We start from the raw sequence: 18,486 nt of genomic DNA on the forward strand, positions 1-18,486 counted from the left end.
GCCGGGCAGGCAGAGTAACGGAATGCGTTCGGACAACTACTCTTCGCCCGATTCCCTGGACGGCGCCGCCGAGGAATTCGTCGCCGCGCCGAGCCACGGCGCGGTGGGTGTTTTCCAGGCGCCGCAGCCGGTCCGCCCGCGCGGCGGCTCGGTGGACGCCACCTTGGACATCGACTCCCCCTTCCTGGACCTCTTCGGCGGCACCGCCGCACCCGCGGGCACGCCGGCTCCCCCGGCGAACGGCCCCTACCCGCCCGAGACCGATTGCGATCCGGACTTCGACTTCGGCTTCGACTTCGACGCGGACCTGCCGCCCCAGAAATCCGCACCGACCTCCGCACCGCAGTCCTCCACGCCCCCGGCCGCCCCGGCATCAGCACCGCCGGCATCAGCACCGCCCGCTTCGGCGGGCCCGGCGCCGGCTCCGGCGCGCCCGATGTCGGCACCGCCCGCATCGGGACCGCCCGCGTCCGCACCGCCGGCATCCGGACCAGCCGCCTTCGGGTCGTCCGCCTCCGGGCCGCCTGCCTACGGGCCGCCTGCCTACGGGCCCACCTCCGGGCCGCCTGCCTACGGGCCCACCTCCGGGCCGCCTGCCTACGGGCCCGCCTCCGGGCCGCCCGCCCCCGGTCCAGCCGCCTTCGAGCCACCCGCCTCCGGGCCACCCGCTTCTGGACCGGCCGCTTTCGGACCGCCCGCATCTGGGCCGGCCGCATTCGGGCCACCAGTCGGGTCGTCCGCCTCCGGACCACCTGCCTCCGGACCACCCGCCTCCGTCCGGCCTGCCTCGGCACCGCCCGGTTCGGCTCGGCCCGCATCTGGGCCGCCCGCATCTGGGCCGCCCGCATCTGGGCCGCCCGCATCTGGGCCGCCCGCGTCCGGGCCGCCCGCGTCCGGGCCGCCCGCGTCCTCGCCGTACAACCGCGCCCCGGTCGGGCCGAAGGCCGACTTCTACCAGGACAATCCGGCGCCGGCGGAGGCCTGGCCGGACTTCGACGACTGGCCGGGGACGTCGTCGGTGACTCCCCCGGTGACCGGCGCACCCGAGCCGACGCCACCGGTGGCGACCCCGCCGCTGTGGCAGACCGTCGGCACCCGCCATCCCGGGCAGTCGGCCGTCCAGCCGTACGCCGCGCCACCGCAGGAGACCGAAGCGGAGGCGGCTGCTCTACCCGTACCGGCCACGGAAAAAGCACCCGCCAAGCGCAAGGAGAAGTCGCCGGCCAAGCGCAAGTCCAAGGAAAATCTGCCGGCACGGCAGCGCGGCAAGGACGTCAAGCCGGCGCCGCTGCGGCCGCACAAGCTCAAGTTCGGCGACCGCGACCCCGTCCTCGAGCTGGCCATCAGTGAGATCGCGGGGCACCTGACCTTCACCCAGAGCACGGTCACTGCCTGGTATTACCTGCCCGAGGTGCGCTGGGCCTTCCGGCCCGACGCCGAGCGCGAGGCGCTGCTCTCCGCGATCTCCGAGCAGTACGCGGGGCTGGCCGGGTTCCGCCTGCACCTGCGCCGCACCAACCGGCCGTTCCCGGCCGACGAGTGGGCGCGGACGGTCGACTCGTTCACCGCGAAGCCGCTGCCCGACGTGCACAATGCCACCTCCTGGTCGGACCACCTGGTCGCGGCGCAGCGGCACCTGCTGTCGGTCAACCACGCCGAGGGGCAGACCTACCTCGGCGTGACGTTCGCCCGACGGTCCCTGGGGGACACGTTCGCCGAGCGGGTGCTGCGCGCCTTCGGCCGGGGCACCTCCGACAACGAGCGGCGCAAGCTGGGCCGCACGGTCGAACAGTTCGACGAGGTGCTGAACGCGTTCGGCATGCGCGGGCGCCGGGTCGCCCCGGCCGAACTGGAATGGCTGATGTACCGCTCGGTGGCGCTGTGCATGGCGCCGCCCGCGCTGCTCTCGCCGATCACCAACGGGCACTGGGAGACCGGTGACCTGCTGGCGCTGACCGAGCAGGTGGAGCGCTACCGCACCCCGTACGGCTCCACGGTCAAGCTGGTCAACCGGATGAGCGGCGAGGAACGCCACGTCGCGGTGCTCTCGGTGGGCCGGATGGAGCCGCTGGAGATCCCCGAGAAGCACGAGCCGTGGCTGCACTTCCACGAGCGGCTGCCGTGGCCCATGGAGCTGTCCTCGCGGCTCGACATCCTCGGCTCCAACAGCTCGTTCAAGAACCTCGAACACCGGCTCCGGATGATCCGCTCGCAGCAGCTGGACTACGCCGAGCACGGCATCGACGCACCGCCCGAGCTGGAACGACTCGCCAAGCGGGCCCTGGTGATCGGCGACGAGATGACCACCGGCCTGCCGGTCGAGTCGGCCCGGGCGCACGGCTGGCACCGGATCGCGGTCGGCGGCTCCAGTCGCGAGGAATGCCTGGAACGCGCGCGCCGGCTCATCCAGCTGTACTCCCGGGAGCTGCGCATCTCGCTGCAGCACCCGAAAAATCAGGACCAGCTGGCCCGCGAGTTCATCCCCGGCGAGCCGATCGCGAACACCGGCTACGTGCGTCGCATGCCGGTCAAGCTGCTGGCCGCAGCACTGCCCCAGGCGGCCTCCACGGTGGGCGACCGGCGCGGCGACCTGATCGGGCGCACCTCGGGGACCTGCCGGCGCCCGGTCTTCCTCGACCTGCATTTTCCGATGGAGGTGCGGGAGAGGTCCGGTCTCGGGGTGTTCGTGGCCGAGCCGGGCGGCGGCAAGTCGACGCTGATGGGTGCGCTCGGCTACCTGAACGCCCGGCGTGGTGTCCAGGTGACCCTGCTCGACCCGTCGGGCCCGCTGGCGCGCCTGTGCCAGATGCCGGAGCTGCGCCCGTACAGCCGTGTTTTGAATTTGACCGGTTCGGAACAGGGCACACTGGCGCCCTACGCGTTGATCCCGACCCCGGTGCGCTCCGAGTTCGCGACGGGTCCGGGCGGCGACCGCGAGTTCGAGATCGCCGTCTCCAACGCCCGGGCCGAACGCCGCATGCTGGTCCAGGACATCTGCTCGATGCTGGTGCCGCCCCAGGTGGCCAAGGAAGCGACCACGGCAACCCTGCTCCGCCACGCGGTGCGGCAGGTGCCGGCCGAGGAGTCGTCCACCCTCGACGACGTGGTCCGCACTCTGCAGGGCCTGGACGACGAGGAGGGCAAGGAACTCGCCAACCTGCTGCTGGACACCGCCGAGATGCCGCTGGCGCTGCTGTTCTTCGGCTCACCGCCGCAGCACCTGCTGGGCGCCGACGCGGCCCTCACGGTCATCACCATGGCCGGTCTCCGCCTGCCCGACCTGAAGATCGAACGCGAGTACTGGTCGGCCGAGGAGTCGCTGGCCCTGCCCATGCTGCACACGGCCCACCGCCTGGCGGTCCGGCGCTGCTACGGCGGCTCGATGAGCTCCCGCAAAATGGTCGGCCTGGACGAGGCACACTTCATGGAGGGCTGGCGTTCCGGCCGGTCCTTCCTGGTGCGCCTGGCCCGAGACTCCCGAAAGTGGAACCTGGCGGCCCTGGTGGCGTCCCAGAACCCGCGCGACATCCTGGGCCTTGACGTGCAAAACCTGGTGTCCACGGTCTTCGTAGGCCGCATCGCCGAAGACCAGGAGATCGCGTCCGAGGCCCTGCGCCTGCTGCGGGTCCCCGTACACGACGGTTACGAGGCCACGCTGGCATCGTTGTCCCAGGTCGACGCGTCCTCGCAACACCGCCTCGGCTTCCGCGAGTTCGTGATGCGAGACGTGGACGGACGCGTCCAGAAGGTACGTGTCGACGTGTCGTACGTTGAAGGCTTGCTGGAGCACCTGGACACCACGCCGTCAGCGGCCAAGGCAGCGCCGACGGCAATTCCGATGTCGCCGTCCGACCTGGAGGTTTGAGATGGTGCGGCGAGCGTTGGCGCTGGCCATGACGATGTTCGTCACGGTGGTGGCGTCGATCGTGTGGGCGGTGGCAACGCCTAATGCCGCACTGGCGGCGCCGGAGAGGGCACCGGGGGGCGCCTGCAGCACCGAGGAGTGGCAGAACGATTTTAAGGCGTGCGTGAGCCGCCTGGCCGACGTCAGCGCAAACCGGGCTCAGTGCCTCCTTCCGCCGACCCCAAGCACTCCCGACGCAGGTCTCGCTGGATGGTTCGTCGAAAGGCCGGAATCTTCTACGAAGCCAGGCCCGCAAGGAATCTATAGTGAATATGGCTATGCGGGTTACAGCTACACCACATACGACCTTGACAGCGGCTGCGCGTCAACGCTCATAGATCCAGACTTCAAGTTCGAGACCACAATTGCCAACGGCGAATTCATGGTGGCCACCGCCGTAATCGGCGCTTCCAACGCACTGCGTGAGCGGGCCTGGGATCCGCAGACACTTTGGGGCTGGGCCGACCCGCTCGTCGATCAGGCCACCAAGGCAGTCTACGAGAAGGTCTTCAGCGTTTTCGGTGTGATCACGCTCGCGATCGTTGGAATATATCTTCTTTGGCGATCCCGCCAGGCCGACATGGGAGCTGCCACAACAACTGCCGGATGGGCGATCCTGGTCATGGTCGCAGTCACGGCAATTGCAGCATGGCCAGTCCGGTCTGCGAACCTCGCCGATCAAAGCTTGATCACCACGCTCGGAGTCGTACATGACGCCGTGGGCCCCCGACCTGAGAGCGGGGCGAGCGCGGAGTGCCGCCTTGGCAAACCCGATGCCTGCCAGGACCAACGACCCCCAGCAGTTCGCGCCAGCGACACCGCAGCCGAAACTATGCTTTATCGAAACTGGCTCCGCGGCATTCTTGGATCAGCGGATAGCGAAACTGCAAAGAAGTATGGTCAAGCACTCTACGACGCCCGATCGCTGACCTGGGACGAAGCTCAACGTATCAGGGATAACCCGGAAACCCGCGAAGGCGTTCTTGACGGAAAGAAGACGCAGTGGCAGAAGGTCGCGGAGCAAATCAAGCAAGAAGACCCTGAGGCCTACGAATACCTACAGGGCATAAATGGGATGGACCGCATCGGCGCCGGCTTTATCGCGGTACTTGCGTCAATCATGTTCGCAATGTTTGACCTAACGGCCTCGATCCTAGTCTTGCTCGGTTTCCTGATTTTCAGGTGGGCGGTCATTGCGGCACCGATCCTCGGAACCGTTGGCCTACTACGCCCCGCCAGCTCCGGCATCCGGCGTCTGGGTAACGCAGTCGTCGCCGCCGTCTTCAACATTGCGATCTTCGGCACGGGGGCGGCGATCTACCTTTTCGCCGTTGATCTGATCATGAACACAGCCAGTCTTGCTGGATGGCTGCAAGTCGTTTTGGTTTGGCTGTGTGGGGTGGTTGGCTGGCTGCTCTTGAGGCCATATCGCCGAATTACTCAGCTCGGAGGTAAGGACGGCACCCGCGCGATCGCCTCGGCCGGTTCGTGGCACCGCCGGTTCTTCCGTGACATGCGGGAGGCAGCCAAGCTCGAAATCTCCGAGGGCGGCGGAACCAACGAGCCGGTGATCGGCAAGGGCCGCGGTCGAACCGTCTACGCCGACCAGAGCAACCTTCGCCCCGAGGCCCGGCTGGAGGACCCGGCTCATGCGGCCGTCAACCGTGGCGGAACCGAGCCGCCCGGCGCGGGCGGTCGACCCGACGGCTCCTCCACGACCCGCCCCGACGGCAACGAGTCCGTGCACGACGCTTCTCCGCCGCCCGCACGTCGCGATCCCGGCGGCCCGGCACGTCCCCGTCGCGCGTCGACCTGGACCGAACCGGATGTGGCCGAGCAGCCGGCGTCCTATGCGATCTATCGACCAGAGACCGGAAGCACCACCCAGGAGCCCGCCAGCCCTCGGGTGCGCTCCGAGGCTAAGTGATCGGTATGCCCCGAATTCTCGAACTGGGTCTCAACCGCATATTCCGGTCCCGCTGGGGCGTCGCGATCGTCATCGTCGGCATCGTGGTGGCCGTGGTGGGCATTGGGCGACTGCTGTCCGATGGCAGCAACACCGGACCTTCGCTCGGCAGCGTGTCACCGGCCCCGGCTGTCAGCATTGACCCGAAGGACGATGACAGCGTCATCGACTCCGGCCCACCGCCGAGCCCGACGACCGGCCCCGGAAAAGCTCAACCCGAGGCGGTGGCCTACGCCTTCGCCTCGGCTTGGGCGAACCACAAGAACACGACTTCTAAGACCTGGCGTGACCGGCTCCTGCCGAACTCGACCAAGAACCTTGCCGACGAACTCACCGGCGTGGACCCGGTCGGCGTCCCGGCCGACCGGGTAGTTGGCCGGCCAAGTCTGATACCGGTGAGCGAGACCGTCGTCAACGCGGTCGTCACGATGAACTCTGGAAAACTCAACCTGCGCCTGGTCGCACCGGACGGCACCTGGCTGGTCGACGGAATCGACTGGGAACAGGGATGAACATCCCGCGCCCGCGCAAGATCGTGCTCTTGATCGCGCTGGTCGCGACCCTCGCGCTCCTGTGCTGCGGCGGAAGTATCAGCGCGGTGTTGCTCGGCGGCCTAACCGACGAGAACAACAATCTGAACGCAGCTCTCGGCTGCGGCAAGGGCGGTCCCGTCGACCCGGACTCGAAGTTGCCACGGATTCGGCCGTACGGCGCCACGCAGATCCGGAATGCGGCCATCATCATCAACGTCGGTGCCGACCAGAAGCTGCCACCCCGCGCCTGGGTCATCGCGGTGGCCACGGCCATGCAGGAGTCGCGACTCACCAACCTGGGCAACCTCGGCGCCCGAAACGACCACGACTCGCTCGGCCTGTTCCAGCAGCGGCCAAGCTCCGGCTGGGGGACACCCGAGCAAATCAGAGATCCGGTGTACGCGAGCACGAAGTTCTACGAGAAGCTCAAGACCATCGAAGGCTGGGAAAACCTGCCGCTCACAAATGCCGCACAGCGGGTACAGATCAGCGCCTATCCGGACGCTTATGCCAAGCACGAGCCCCTCGCCACCCAGATCGTCAACATGCTGGCCGACGGCGCGGCCAACGCGGTGGGTAGCTCACTCGAGATGGTTTGTGCGTCGGCTGGCCAGATCGCAGCTTCTGGCTGGACGATTCCGGTGAAGGATGTTGTCGGTAGCGCATTTCGAACCGTGTCGCGCCCCAGCCACCAGGGCGTCGACTTGAGTTCAGGCAGGTATACCCCCATTGCTGCGGCCGCAAGTGGAATCGTCTCGATGGTTAAGTGCGATGAGGACCGTCGCGGCAGGCTGAGCTGCAACGTGGACGGTTATCCGGGCAAGGGCGGGTGCGGTTGGATGGTCGAGATCCATCATGCTGGTGATGTCATGACTCGTTATTGCCACATGATCCAGCGGCCGTTTGTCCGGGAGGGCCAAGAGGTCACAGCGGGTGACGTTATCGGCCGCGTAGGAAGCAGCGGCAACTCCTCGGGCCCGCATCTACATTTCGAAGTCCACCTCAACAACGATCGCTCGAGCGCAGGAGCTGTCGATCCTGTGCGTTTCATGCGCGAGCAGGGCGCGCCGCTAGGGGGTGAAGGATGACCGGAGACTCCGTGCCCGATCCGTTCGCCGGTCATCCCGACTGGTCTCTCGATCCACCGCGCCCGATAGTTCCGACGCCGGCCAGCATGTGTGGCAACCTACGAGGTCGCCGGGTACTTATCGGTATGCCTGGTCACGGATGGCGCGCAGACCTGAGAGCCGACGAAAAGGTCGTCCAGGGAAGCCGGACCTACGTTCCAGTCATGCCGGAGTCGGAGTGGTACCGCGCTGAATCGGAGCAAACGGAAGTTTTTGCGCCACTCGTGCCAGTCGAACGGGTTTGGGTCGAAGAATACGGCGTCGCATTTGGTGCCTCCGGGCGGGGGCTTGATGTGGGATCCCGGCTCGTCTCGCTGGACGAGCCCTCACGCCAAGTTCCTACAGCCGCGCTCGATGCATCGAATCTAATGGGCAAACGCGTAATTCAAATCGCGGACGATGGCAGCGAACGTCGCGATCTGCGCGCTGTTACGGAGTTACACGCGAGTGAAAGTGGCGATGTCTGCGCGCGAGTGACCGCAGAATTGGACTGGTACCGATGGGGATGGAGCGGGCGCTCACCTCGCACTTTGGAGGTTCCCGTTCATCTGTTGTGGGTCGAGTAGTCATGAGACCTTGGCTGCGCCGCACACTCGCCAACCATTTTGATCGACGAGGATAAACCTCCACTTATCGGTCGTTCGCTCGCTGCCGTCGGTAATCGCGCGGCGAAGATCGGTGGTGACCACCGTTTGCCCACCCTCATTGGAGACAGCGAGGCTGGTCCACGTCACTCTGATGCCAATTGAATACTGCTGCTCCCGACCGACTATGTCGTCCCGAAAGGCCGCAATCTCACCAAAATCCCCGCCCGACTTGCATTGATAGAGCGACGCCTCCTGATCATTTCTGTTTACTAAGTAGGCGCGGATGAAGCTATCAGTAACTGCGTCGGGTGCTGTTCGTTTGATTTCGGTTGCCTCGTCGTATAAGGAAACCACTACGCCTACGCCGCCCAAGCACAGCAGCGCTGACAAGCCCAGCACCATCGCGACTATTAAGCGTGCTCGGCGGTTGCGAAGCCTTGGGGGGCGGGCGGCCGCCGGTGGTGGTGGTGGTGGTGGTGCGCCGGCCGGAGGTGGGGGCGGCGCGCCTGACACGGGTGATGGGCCTCGGGCCGCTGGGGGTTGTGGCGTTGGGCCGGTCACGGGCTCTTGCGGCTGCACACATACGACAGTAGTGCCTCTCGGCGCACAGACCGTGCCAAGCCGCGCACGGGTGTGAATGTCGCGGCGCGCAAGGTGGTGGGGGGCGGGAACGCGATGTGGCCGCCGGTCTGGGATAAGTTTTATCCGCACACAGGGAGGTGAGGGCGGTGGCGGATTCGGGAATGCGGGTCCAGCAGGCTGCTGCCCTGCACCGGCAGGCGGCTGCGGTTGTTGAGGCTGCGGTGGTGGCTCTTGAGTCTGATTTGCCCCAAGGGGTCGACTCGATGGAGCAGCACTCTATTGCCGAGCAGTTGCGGGAGGCCGGGCGGGCGCTGGCTCCGGGGTGGCTGGGGGCCAACCTTGACGCCCAGTCCGACACGGCTCCGCTCGGTGGGGTGTTTCCGCCGCAGTTCGTGCGGATCGGGGTGGCTCAGCCGCTCGATGATGTTCGGTTTCCGGCTGTTGTTCCGCTGCTCGGGACGGGGCACCTGACCGTTGACGCCACGGCCACCGATGCCCGGGTTTTCGGGTTGATCCGGTGTCTTCTGCTGCGGTTGCTGGCGGCCGCACCGCCCGGTTCGCTGCTCATCCGGGCCGTGGACGGGATCGGGGGCGGTGCCGTGTTCGCGCCGTTTGCCGATCTGGCCGATGCGGGGCTGATGTCGCCGCCGGCCACCGATCGGCAGGGGCTTCGGGATGTGCTCGCCGAGGCCGACAAGTGGCTGCGGCCGGGGCGGGGGGCGGCGCCGCGGCGCAGTCGGCGGGACCGGATGATGCTGCTGGTCATCGCGAGTCTTCCGGAGCTGACCGAGGGTGAGGAACTGCGGCGGATCGCGGCTCTTGCCCAGCAGGGGCCCGATTCGGGGCTGCATCTGATCGTCGCGGGGTGGCCGCCGCCGCCGCTGACCGCCGAGACGACTCAGCCGCCGCTGCCCCGCACCACATCGATCTCGGTCCGTAACCCGTACGCGGTCATCGGTGACCCGCCCGGCGCCACGTACGGCTCCATCCCCTCCGCGCTCTGGCTGAACGCACCGGTTTTCCTCGACGAGGACCCGCCGCCACACCTGATCGACGCGGTGTGCCGTGAGCTGGCCGCGCACTCGGCGGTGGCCTCCCAGGTCAAGCTGGCCGACCTGCTTCCCGAGCCGGGTGAGGAGTTGTGCACCGGCGACGCCTCCGACGGGCTCAGCGCCATCCTCGGGCACGACGGCGACACCCCGCTGGTGCTCCAGTTCAACGACCTGACGCCGCACTGGCTGGTGGGCGGCCGGTCCGGCGCCGGCAAGACCGCGTTCCTGATCAATGTCCTGTACGGGTTGGGCGCGCGCTACAGCGCCGCCGAGATGGCGTTGTACCTGCTCGACTTCAAGGAGGGCGTGTCCTTCGCCGAGTTCGTGCCGACCCGCCGGGACCGCACCTGGCTGCCGCACGCGCGGGCGGTCGGCGTCGAGTCCGACCGGGAGTACGGGCTGGCCGTGCTGCGCGAACTGGACGCCGAGATGACCCGGCGCTCGGTTGCCTACAAGCGGGCCGGCGTCACCAAGTTCGCCGACCTGCGCGCGGTGGCGGCCGAGGAGGGGCAGCGCAAGCCGATGCCGCGCGTCCTCTGCGTCATCGACGAGTTCCAGGTGCTGCTGGCCGGCAGCGACCCGACCGCCACCGAGGCCGTCGGGCTGCTGGAGTCGCTGGCGCGCAAGGGTCGCTCGTACGGCATCCATTTGATTTTGGCCAGTCAGACGGTGCTCGGCGTCGAAGCCCTCTACGCGAAGCGCGACTCGATCTTCGGCCAGTTCCCGGTGCGGATCGCGCTGCCGGGTGGCGGTGACGTGCTGGAGCCCACCAACGACGCCGCGGCCGGCCTGCCGCTGGGCACCGCGGTGGTCAACACCGCCGGTGGTCTGGGCGGCCCGCGCGGCGCCACCCGCGGGCACGAGCGCACGGTCCGCTTCCCCGACCCGCACGCCGACCGTGAGCTGCTCAGCGACCTGCGGCACCGGCTGTGGGCGGCCCGCGACCCGGAGGCGCTGCCGCCGCGGATCTTCGCGGGGTACGCGCATCAACACCTGGCCGACGACCCGACCTACCGGGCCGCGATGGCTGGGCGCGCTGGTCGCCCCGCCGCGCTGGTCGGCCGGGTCATCGACGTCAACCTCTCGTCGGCCACGTTCTCGCTGGACGCCTCGCCGGGCCGGCACCTGGCCATCTTCGGGTCGCAGGCGTCCGGTTCCGAGGTGCTCGACGCCGCCGCGCGCAGCGTCGCCGCGTGCCACGCCCCGCGTACGGCTCGATTTGTCATTGCCTCTCTGGTCGCTGAGGGTGACCAAATCGCCCAGGAACTCGCCGCGGAGATCGGCCACCGGCAGGAGGTCGCGCTGGTCGACGCGGCCGGCCTGGCGGCCGAGATGACGCTGGACTCGCCCGGCTACCGCGTGGTGTTCGGGATGGACGCGGCCAGCCCCGGCAGCCTGCCCGGCCTGCGCCAACTGTTGCGCGAGGGACCGGGCCGGGGCGTGCACCTGCTGTCCTGGTGGCGCGGGCTGCGCCGGTTCAACGAGGAGACCGGGGGCAGCGCGGGCCGCGAGGACGTGGCGGGCCTGCTGTTCCTCAACGTGCCACAGTCCGAAGTGGGCCTGATGCTGGGCCGGCCGGTCGACTGGCATCCGCGGCCCAACCGCGCGCTGCTGCACGACCGGCACGCCGACCGCACGGTGACCGTGGTGCCGTTCCTGCGGCCGGAGAGCGACGAGCTATGACCGACCAGCAGGAGCAGGAGACGACCGGCGGCATCCCGGCGCAGCCGACGCCGCCCGCGCCCGGCCCGTGGGACGACTATCTGGCGGCGGCGCAGCGTCTCGACGCGGTTCGCCGGGCCGCGAGCGCGGCGGCGGGCGAGCAACAGGCGGCACTCGCGGCGGCAAATCAAGAGCTTTTGGCGGTACGCGCGCGGCTCGCGCCCCAGCAGGCTCGGATGATGCGCGATTTCGGCGTACCGGAATCTGATCTCACCCCGGGCCCCGCGGAGCTGGAGGCGGCGCGGCAGGCTGTCGCCGGAGGCCCGGCCGCCGTGCTGGCGGCGCTGCAGCAGGCCCGGCGCACCGCGGACGCCGCGGACGCCACCATCATCGGTCCGGGACCGGCGCGACCGCTGCGCCCGATGGTCCGCAACCTGCTGATCTACGGTCCGTTCGCGGCTGCGGTGCTGGTCGTACAGATCGTGCTCTACCTGGTGGCGCCGCAGGGCTCGGTGCCGACCTACGCGCTGCTGTGCGGGCTCAGCCTGCCGGTGCTGGCGTTCGGGCTGGGCTGGGTCACGATCGGATTCGTGTACGGCGGGAGCGACCAGGGACCGGTCGACCGCACCCCGATCCTCGGTGCGGTCGCCTGCCTTGTTCCGGTGCTGCTCACCTGCATGGGCGTCGGATTGACGGCGTTCTTCCGGTAAAGGAGGGCGATTCCAGCGTGGCGAGTGTCGAAGAGGTGAAGGCGCACGTGGCCGCCTCGGTGGACGGGGCGGGCCGGGCCGCGACCGGCATCCAGCAGATCAGCGACCAGCTGGAGGACGCGCTGGCCCTGCTGCGGATGACCGCGGTGGGTTCGTTCCACCCGTCGGTGGCGTCCGCGATCGCCCACCTCGAACAGGCCCGCACCCGGCTGGACGAGGCCGCCCAGCTGACCCGCGCCGCAATGGACGCGGCCGACACCTTCCGTACGGTGATCTAGTCGGGCAGGGCGGCGGTCAGGTCGATCTCGATGAGCTGGCCGCGGTAGCCCAGCGACGCCACCCCGAGCAGTGTGCTGGCCGTCCCGAACGCGGGGGCCAGGTCGGAGTCCATCAGCCGCTGCCAGACGCCGCCCAGCACCGCGCTGTCCGGGCTCACCACGTAGATGATCGAGCGGACCACGTCGGCGGGCTTGGCGCCGGCCGCGGCCAGCACCGTGAGGCAGTTGGCGATGACCTGGTCGGTCTGCGCGTCGAAGTCGCCCGGGCCGACCACGGTGCCGGCCAGGTCGAGCGGGCACTGCCCGGCCAGGTGGGCGAGCCGGCCGGCGGGCGAGATGGTCACGTGGCTGTAGCCGGCGGTCTCGTGCACGCCGGGCGGGTTGAGTTTCTCGATCATCGGGCGTTTATCAGCGCCATGGCCTCGGCGCGTACCTTTCCGTCGGTTTGGAACGCGCCGCGGACCGCGCTGGTGACCGTGCGGGCGCCCACCTTGCGGATGCCGCGCATCTCCATGCAGAGGTGCTCGCACTCCAGCACCACTATCACGCCGCGCGCCTCGAGCTGATGGAGCAGCAGGTCGGCGATCTGCGAGGTGAGCCGCTCCTGCACCTGCGGGCGGCGGGCGAAGACCTCGACGAGGCGGGCCAGCTTGGACAGGCCGGTGATCCGGCCGTGCGTGCCCGGGATGTAGCCGATGTGCGCGACGCCCTTGAACGGGAGCAGGTGATGCTCGCACATGCTCATCACCTCGATGTCCCGGACCAGCACGAGCTCTTCGTGGTTGGCCTCGAACGTGGTGGTCAGCACCGTGGCCGGGTCGACCCGGAGACCGGCGAAGAGCTCGGCGTACGCGCGGGCCACCCGGGTCGGCGTGCGTACCAGGCCGTCCCGGTCCGGATCCTCACCGACCGCGATGAGGATCTCCCGGATCGCCTTCTCGATCCGGGCCAGGTCGACGGCCTGCTCCACCGGGGTGCCGGTGAGCTTGCCGTCGACCAGGCGCGCGGCGAGATAGTCGAGGTCCTCGCTGATCGGTTACTGCCCTTCCACCGAGCCGTTCGCACCGGAGCTGGGGCCCACCGCAACCTGGCCGTCCGCCTCGGCCTGAGCCTTCAGCTTGTCCTTCTCGGCCGGGGTGAGCACCGGCGGCGCCTCGGAGGGCAGTCGCTTGCCGAAGCCGTTGAACGGCGACATCGGCGGGCGCTTGGCCACCCGTGCGCAGATCCGGTCCATGTCCTCGCGGGTGATGGTTTCCTTCTCCATCAGCTCGAGAACCATGGTGTCGAGGACGTCGCGGTACTCGACCAGGATCTCCCAGGCCTCGTCGTGGGCCAGCTCGATGAGTGCGCGGACCTCGGCGTCGATGTCGGCGGCCACCGAGTCGGAGTAATCGCGCTCGTGACCCATGTTGCGGCCCATGAACGGCTCATCACCGCTCGTGCCGTACTTCACGGCGCCGAGCTTGGAGCTCATGCCGTACTGGGTGACCATGGCGCGGGCCAGGCCGGATGCCTTCTCGATGTCGTTGCCGGCGCCGGTGGTGGGCTCGTGGAAGACGAGCTCCTCGGCGGCCCGGCCACCCAGCGCGTACGCCAGGGTGTCGATCATCTCGGCCCGGGTCTGGGTGTACTTGTCCTCGGTGGGGAGCACCAGCGTGTGCCCGAGCGAGCGGCCACGCGGCAGGATCGTCACCTTGTGCACCGGGGCGGAGTGTGGCAGCGCGTAGGCCACCAGCGCGTGCCCGCCCTCGTGGTACGCGGTGATCTTCTTTTCCTTGTCGCTCATCGCCCGGGTGCGGCGCTCGGGACCGGCGATCACCCGGTCGATCGACTCCTCGAGGAACTCGTTGGAGATCGCCCGCTTCTCGTTCCGCGCGGTGAGCAGGGCCGCCTCGTTGATGACGTTGGCCAGGTCGGCGCCGGAGAAGCCGGGCGTGCGACGGGCCACCGAGTCGAGGTCGACGTCGGGCGTGAACGGCTTGCCCTTGGCGTGCACCCGCAGGATCGCCTTGCGGCCCTCCATGTCGGGGTTGTCGACCGGGATCTGGCGGTCGAACCGGCCGGGACGCAGCAGCGCGGGGTCGAGGATGTCGGGCCGGTTGGTGGCCGCGATCAGGATGACCCCGCCCTTGGTGTCGAAGCCGTCCATCTCGACCAGCAGCTGGTTGAGGGTCTGCTCGCGCTCGTCGTGGCCACCGCCCATGCCGGCGCCACGGTGCCGGCCGACCGCGTCGATCTCGTCCACGAAGACGATCGCGGGCGCGTTCGACTTGGCCTGCTCGAACAGGTCGCGGACCCGGCTGGCGCCGACGCCCACGAACATCTCGACGAAGTCGGAACCCGAGATGGAGTAGAACGGCACCCCGGCCTCGCCGGCGACCGCGCGGGCCAGCAGCGTCTTACCGGTGCCGGGCGGGCCGAACAGCAGCACGCCCTTGGGGATCTTGGCGCCGAGGGCCTGGTATTTCGCCGGGTTCTGCAGGAAGTCCTTGATCTCGTGGAGTTCCTGGACCGCCTCCTCGGCGCCGGCCACGTCGGCGAACGTCGTCTTCGGCGTGTCCTTGGTGATCATCTTGGCCTTGGACTTGCCGAAGTTGAGCACCCGCGAACCGCCGCCCTGCATCTGCGACATGAACAGCAGCAGCAGGATCACCAGGATGGCGATCGGCAGCAGGTTGATCAGCAGGCTGAAGAGGATGTTGTCGCCGGAGACGGTGGTGTTGATATTTCCGGTGATGCGGCCGGCGGCCTTCGCCTGCTGGACGTCCTCCCAGATCTCCCTCGTTACCTCGTACGGGTATTGAGTCTCGATCTTGTCGGTCGTCTTGCCCTCGAACTGCCCGGGCGTCGCGAGGTCGATCTGGAGCGTCTGCTCCTTGTCCTTCTGGACGACCTTCTTGATGCCGGGCTGGTTCAGGCGCTCGAGCGCAACCGAAGTGTCAACTCGCTGATAGCTCGGTCCACTCGTGAAGAACGAGCTCAGCGCAATCACACCGATGATCACCAGAATGATCCAGACCACCGGGCGGCGGAAGAAACGCGTACGCTCCATGCTGTTGTCGGGCGCCAAGCGCCCGGACCCTCCTGATCGGCGTCCTGGTCACCTCAACGTCGCCGCCATCGGCGGCTCGCCCCTCCTGCGCAAGTGACACACTGCGCCATCGGTCACTCGACCGTACACCGTGGGTGCCGTTCGCGAACCCGTGAGCCCGTCGGCCGGACACCCCTCAGCCCCCATCCCTTCAGCCGTCTTTTGGAACAAATCCACCCATAAAGGCGAATTCTGAGAAGAGGCTGAGAAAGTGGTTCAGCTACGGGCGTAGACCTCCGGCTTGAGTACGCCTACGTAAGGCAGCTCACGGTAGCGCTCGGCGAAGTCCAGACCGTAACCGACCACGAACTCGTTCGGGATGTCGAAGCCTACGTACTTGACCGGGACCTGCACCGTGACCGCGTCCGGCTTGCGGAACAGAGCGACCACCTCGATGCTGGCCGGCGACCGGGACTGCAAGTATTTCATCAGCCAGGACAGGGTCAGGCCGGAGTCGACGATGTCCTCGACGATGATCACGTGCCGGCCGGTGATGTCGCGGTCCAGGTCTTTGAGGATGCGCACCACCCCGGAGGACGTGGTGCCCTGGCCGTAGGACGAGACGGCCATGAACTCCATCTCGGTGGACGGGCCGTGGGCGCCCAGCGCGCGGGCGAAGTCGGCCATGAACATGACCGCACCCTTGAGCACGCAGACCAGCAGCACACCCCCGGCCACGTCGGCATGGTCGGCGGAGACCTGCTTCGCCAGCTCGGCGGTCTTTTCTCGGATCTGCTCCTCGGAGATGATCACGCGGTCGATGTCGGCGTCGTACCAGGAGCCGTCAGCCATGGGGGTAAGACTGCCGTATCAAGGTTGCGTCCGGTCGCACGGGTCCGGCCCGGTCGGGTGGCGATCCGCTGGAATTTGACGGGTTCGGCCCGGCGTTACCGGCGAATCGGACAATGATAGTGACCGTTCTCACAACTCATGCGGATACCCGAACGAGTAGCCCCCGCCGTCGGGTGACCACAATGCCGCCGGGGAGCGAGGCCGGGCCCTGACCACGCCAGTCGGTGATCAACGCGTCCAGGGCGGCGACGTGGCGGTGCGAGAGGGCGCCGCCGGCGGCGCCGAGCTGCTTGGCCCAGGCATGCAGCACCCGCGTCCGGATGGCGGTGCTAAGCAGGTATAAATCGGAAATGTCCAGCCCAGCGGCCGAGCCGGCCCGGGCCAACGCCGCAGCAGCCAGCTCATCCAACGCCGCATTATCAGCCGCGATCTGCCCCGCAGACCGCGCCAAATTGCTCACCACCGCCGGCCCGAGCGCAGCCACCAGCGCCGGCAGCGCCTCCCCCCGAACCCGCGCCCGCGCAAACGCCGGATCCGAGTTGTGCGGGTCCTCCCAGGGCACCAGCCCCAGGGCCGCGCACGCCTTCCGGGTATCGGCCCGCCCCACATCGAGCAGCGGCCGCACAAAGATCCCCCGCCGAGCCGGCATCCCCGCCAGCCCCCGAGGCCCGGCCCCCCGAGCCAACGCGAGTAAGACAGTCTCCGCCTGGTCGTCCCGGGTGTGCCCGAGCAGCACCGCCGCGGCCCCCACCCGGGAGGCCACCGCGGTCAGCGCCGCATACCGAGCCGTCCGAGCCGCCGCTTCCGGCCCCCCGGGCAGCCCCGAAACGTCGACCGTAGCCACCTCTACCGGCGAGAACCCGGCACCACGACCCCACGACGCCACATCCGAGGCCCGCTGCGCAGACCCCTCCTGCAACCCGTGGTCGACCGTGACCAGACCGACGTGCCGCCCCACGAACCGGGCCGCGGCCGCCAGGGCCAGCGAATCCGCCCCACCCGAGCACGCCACCAGCACCAGGCCGTCCGGGAGCGAGCGGCGGACGGCCTGCCGCACCGCCGCGACCGCCGCCGGGATGCGGGCCAACTACTACCCGCCGATCGCGGGCTGCGGCCCGTGCACCCGGGTCACCCAGGCGTCCGGGTCACCCAGTTCGTCGAGGCGGGGCAGGGTGAGCGGCGAGTCGAAGACCTTGTTGAACCCGTCCATGCCGACCCGCTCGACCACACCGTGCACGAACTTGCGGCCCTCGGCGTACTGGCGCATTTTGACCTCGATGCCCAGCAGGCGGCGGATGGCCTTTTCCAGCGGGTTGCCGCTTTCGCGGCGGCGGTTGAACTTGGCCCGGATCGACTCGACGGTCGGGATCACCTCGGGGCCGACGCCGTCCATCACGAACTCGGCGTGGCCCTCGAGCAGCGTCATCAGCGCGGTGAGACGGTCGAGCACCGCCTTCTGCCCGGGGGTCTGCACCAGGTCGAGGACCGAGGAGCGGCTCTCCGGGTCACGCAGCGCGTCGGACAGTGACGCCACGCCGCGGCGCAGCCGCTCGAGGATGTGCTCGCCGCTCTGCGAGGCGTCGACGAACGCCTGCACCTCGCCCAGGAAGTAGCCCCGCATCCACGGCACCGCGGTGAACTGCGTGCGGTGGGTGACCTCGTGCAGGCAGACCCACAGCCGGAAGTCGCGCGGGTCGGCGCCGAGCTTGCGCTCCACGTCGACGATGTTGGGCGCGTTCAGCAGCAACTGGCCGGGGTTGCCGGAGAACACCTCGTATTGTCCCAGGACCCGGCCGGACAGGTAGGCCAGGATGGTGCCGGCCTGCACGCCGGTGACCCGGGAGCCGATCGCGTCGGCGAACCCGCCCGGCGGCTTGTCGCCGGACAGCCGGGTGACCAGCGGGATGATCACCTGCTTGAGGCCCTGGATGTTGATCGCGGCCCAGTCCTTGCGATCCACCACGCGCACCGGCGGCACCTCGATCTGCGAGGTCAGGCCGGTATATGCCGCGACGTGCCCGGCCGCCTCGTCGGTGAGCGTCCGTAACTCGGCGACCACCTGCATCGCCTCGTCGTACGACACCGCGGGGCCGGATTTTGACAGCGCGCCCGCGGTAGCGGCGGCCAGATCCCAGTCAACGAACTGCGCCATGCCCCCACCGTACCCGCGGATATCCAGCCCGCCCTCGGGTGAAACCCTGA

14 protein-coding genes and 1 pseudogene are annotated in these 18,486 nt (G+C 68.7%); 8 read left to right on the forward strand and 7 right to left on the reverse strand.

The genetic code is table 11. The annotated features are described in order from the left end of the window. Positions 1 to 1,300 precede the first annotated feature (1,300 nt). The 5 genes and pseudogenes from Ari01nite_RS27505 to Ari01nite_RS50090 form a co-directional block, all read left to right on the forward strand. Positions 1,301 to 3,865 (forward strand): annotated as a pseudogene (locus Ari01nite_RS27505) (ATP-binding protein); the annotation flags it as partial. Position 3,866: 1 nt separating this feature from the next. Then, positions 3,867 to 5,831, forward strand: coding sequence for an MFS transporter (locus Ari01nite_RS27510; RefSeq protein ID WP_203785066.1), 1,965 nt, complete (start codon positions 3,867 to 3,869; stop codon positions 5,829 to 5,831). 5 nt (positions 5,832 to 5,836) lie between these two features. Next, positions 5,837 to 6,382, forward strand: coding sequence for a hypothetical protein (locus Ari01nite_RS27515; RefSeq protein ID WP_203785123.1), 546 nt, complete (start codon positions 5,837 to 5,839; stop codon positions 6,380 to 6,382). After that, positions 6,379 to 7,491 (forward strand): M23 family metallopeptidase, encoded by a 1,113-nt coding sequence (locus tag Ari01nite_RS27520; protein ID WP_203785067.1) that lies wholly within the window; start codon positions 6,379 to 6,381, stop codon positions 7,489 to 7,491. Before Ari01nite_RS27515 ends, Ari01nite_RS27520 begins: the two co-directional genes overlap by 4 nt. Next, complete coding sequence (locus tag Ari01nite_RS50090; protein WP_239163068.1) at positions 7,488 to 8,096, forward strand: hypothetical protein; 609 nt, start codon at positions 7,488 to 7,490, stop codon at positions 8,094 to 8,096. The genes Ari01nite_RS27520 and Ari01nite_RS50090 overlap by 4 nt, the downstream gene beginning before the upstream one ends. Here Ari01nite_RS50090 and Ari01nite_RS27525 read toward each other — a convergent pair whose 3' ends face one another. Continuing rightward, positions 8,097 to 8,519: a hypothetical protein gene (locus Ari01nite_RS27525; protein WP_239163069.1), complete on the reverse strand. Its 423-nt coding sequence runs from the start codon at positions 8,517 to 8,519 to the stop codon at positions 8,097 to 8,099. A gap of 341 nt (positions 8,520 to 8,860) precedes the next feature. Here Ari01nite_RS27525 and Ari01nite_RS27530 point away from each other — a divergent pair, with 341 nt between their 5' ends. From Ari01nite_RS27530 to Ari01nite_RS27540, 3 genes are read left to right on the forward strand one after another with little or no spacing between them, the layout of a single operon-like run. Next, positions 8,861 to 11,434, forward strand: coding sequence for an FtsK/SpoIIIE domain-containing protein (locus Ari01nite_RS27530; protein ID WP_203785125.1), 2,574 nt, complete (start codon positions 8,861 to 8,863; stop codon positions 11,432 to 11,434). Further along, entirely contained in the window at positions 11,431 to 12,123 is a 693-nt protein-coding gene (locus Ari01nite_RS27535) for a hypothetical protein (RefSeq protein WP_203785068.1), read from the forward strand. The genes Ari01nite_RS27530 and Ari01nite_RS27535 overlap by 4 nt, the downstream gene beginning before the upstream one ends. Before the next feature lie 17 nt (positions 12,124 to 12,140). Further along, entirely contained in the window at positions 12,141 to 12,401 is a 261-nt protein-coding gene (locus tag Ari01nite_RS27540) for a hypothetical protein (protein ID WP_203785069.1), read from the forward strand. On the opposite strand, the gene Ari01nite_RS27545 is transcribed toward Ari01nite_RS27540, so the two are convergent. From Ari01nite_RS27545 to Ari01nite_RS27570, 6 genes are all read right to left on the reverse strand, one after another. Beyond that, positions 12,398 to 12,799 (reverse strand): RidA family protein, encoded by a 402-nt coding sequence (locus tag Ari01nite_RS27545; RefSeq protein ID WP_203785070.1) that lies wholly within the window; start codon positions 12,797 to 12,799, stop codon positions 12,398 to 12,400. The genes Ari01nite_RS27540 and Ari01nite_RS27545 overlap by 4 nt on opposite strands. Beyond that, complete coding sequence (gene folE, locus Ari01nite_RS27550; protein ID WP_203785126.1) at positions 12,796 to 13,434, reverse strand: GTP cyclohydrolase I FolE; 639 nt, start codon at positions 13,432 to 13,434, stop codon at positions 12,796 to 12,798. The genes Ari01nite_RS27545 and folE overlap by 4 nt, the downstream gene beginning before the upstream one ends. A gap of 3 nt (positions 13,435 to 13,437) precedes the next feature. Further along, positions 13,438 to 15,453, reverse strand: a complete 2,016-nt coding sequence (ftsH, locus tag Ari01nite_RS27555; RefSeq protein ID WP_203785127.1) for an ATP-dependent zinc metalloprotease FtsH — start codon at positions 15,451 to 15,453, stop codon at positions 13,438 to 13,440. 255 nt (positions 15,454 to 15,708) lie between these two features. Then, positions 15,709 to 16,284: a hypoxanthine phosphoribosyltransferase gene (gene hpt, locus Ari01nite_RS27560; RefSeq protein ID WP_203785071.1), complete on the reverse strand. Its 576-nt coding sequence runs from the start codon at positions 16,282 to 16,284 to the stop codon at positions 15,709 to 15,711. 136 nt (positions 16,285 to 16,420) lie between these two features. Continuing rightward, a complete protein-coding gene (tilS, locus tag Ari01nite_RS27565) occupies positions 16,421 to 17,371 on the reverse strand; it encodes a tRNA lysidine(34) synthetase TilS (protein WP_203785072.1) in 951 nt (316 codons plus the stop codon). A 3-nt stretch (positions 17,372 to 17,374) separates the two neighbouring features. After that, positions 17,375 to 18,436, reverse strand: a complete 1,062-nt coding sequence (locus Ari01nite_RS27570; protein ID WP_203785073.1) for a zinc-dependent metalloprotease — start codon at positions 18,434 to 18,436, stop codon at positions 17,375 to 17,377. Between the last annotated feature and the right edge of the window lie 50 nt (positions 18,437 to 18,486).

The sequence above is a fragment of the Paractinoplanes rishiriensis genome (assembly GCF_016862375.1).
GTDB classification, from domain to species: domain Bacteria; phylum Actinomycetota; class Actinomycetes; order Mycobacteriales; family Micromonosporaceae; genus Actinoplanes; species Actinoplanes rishiriensis.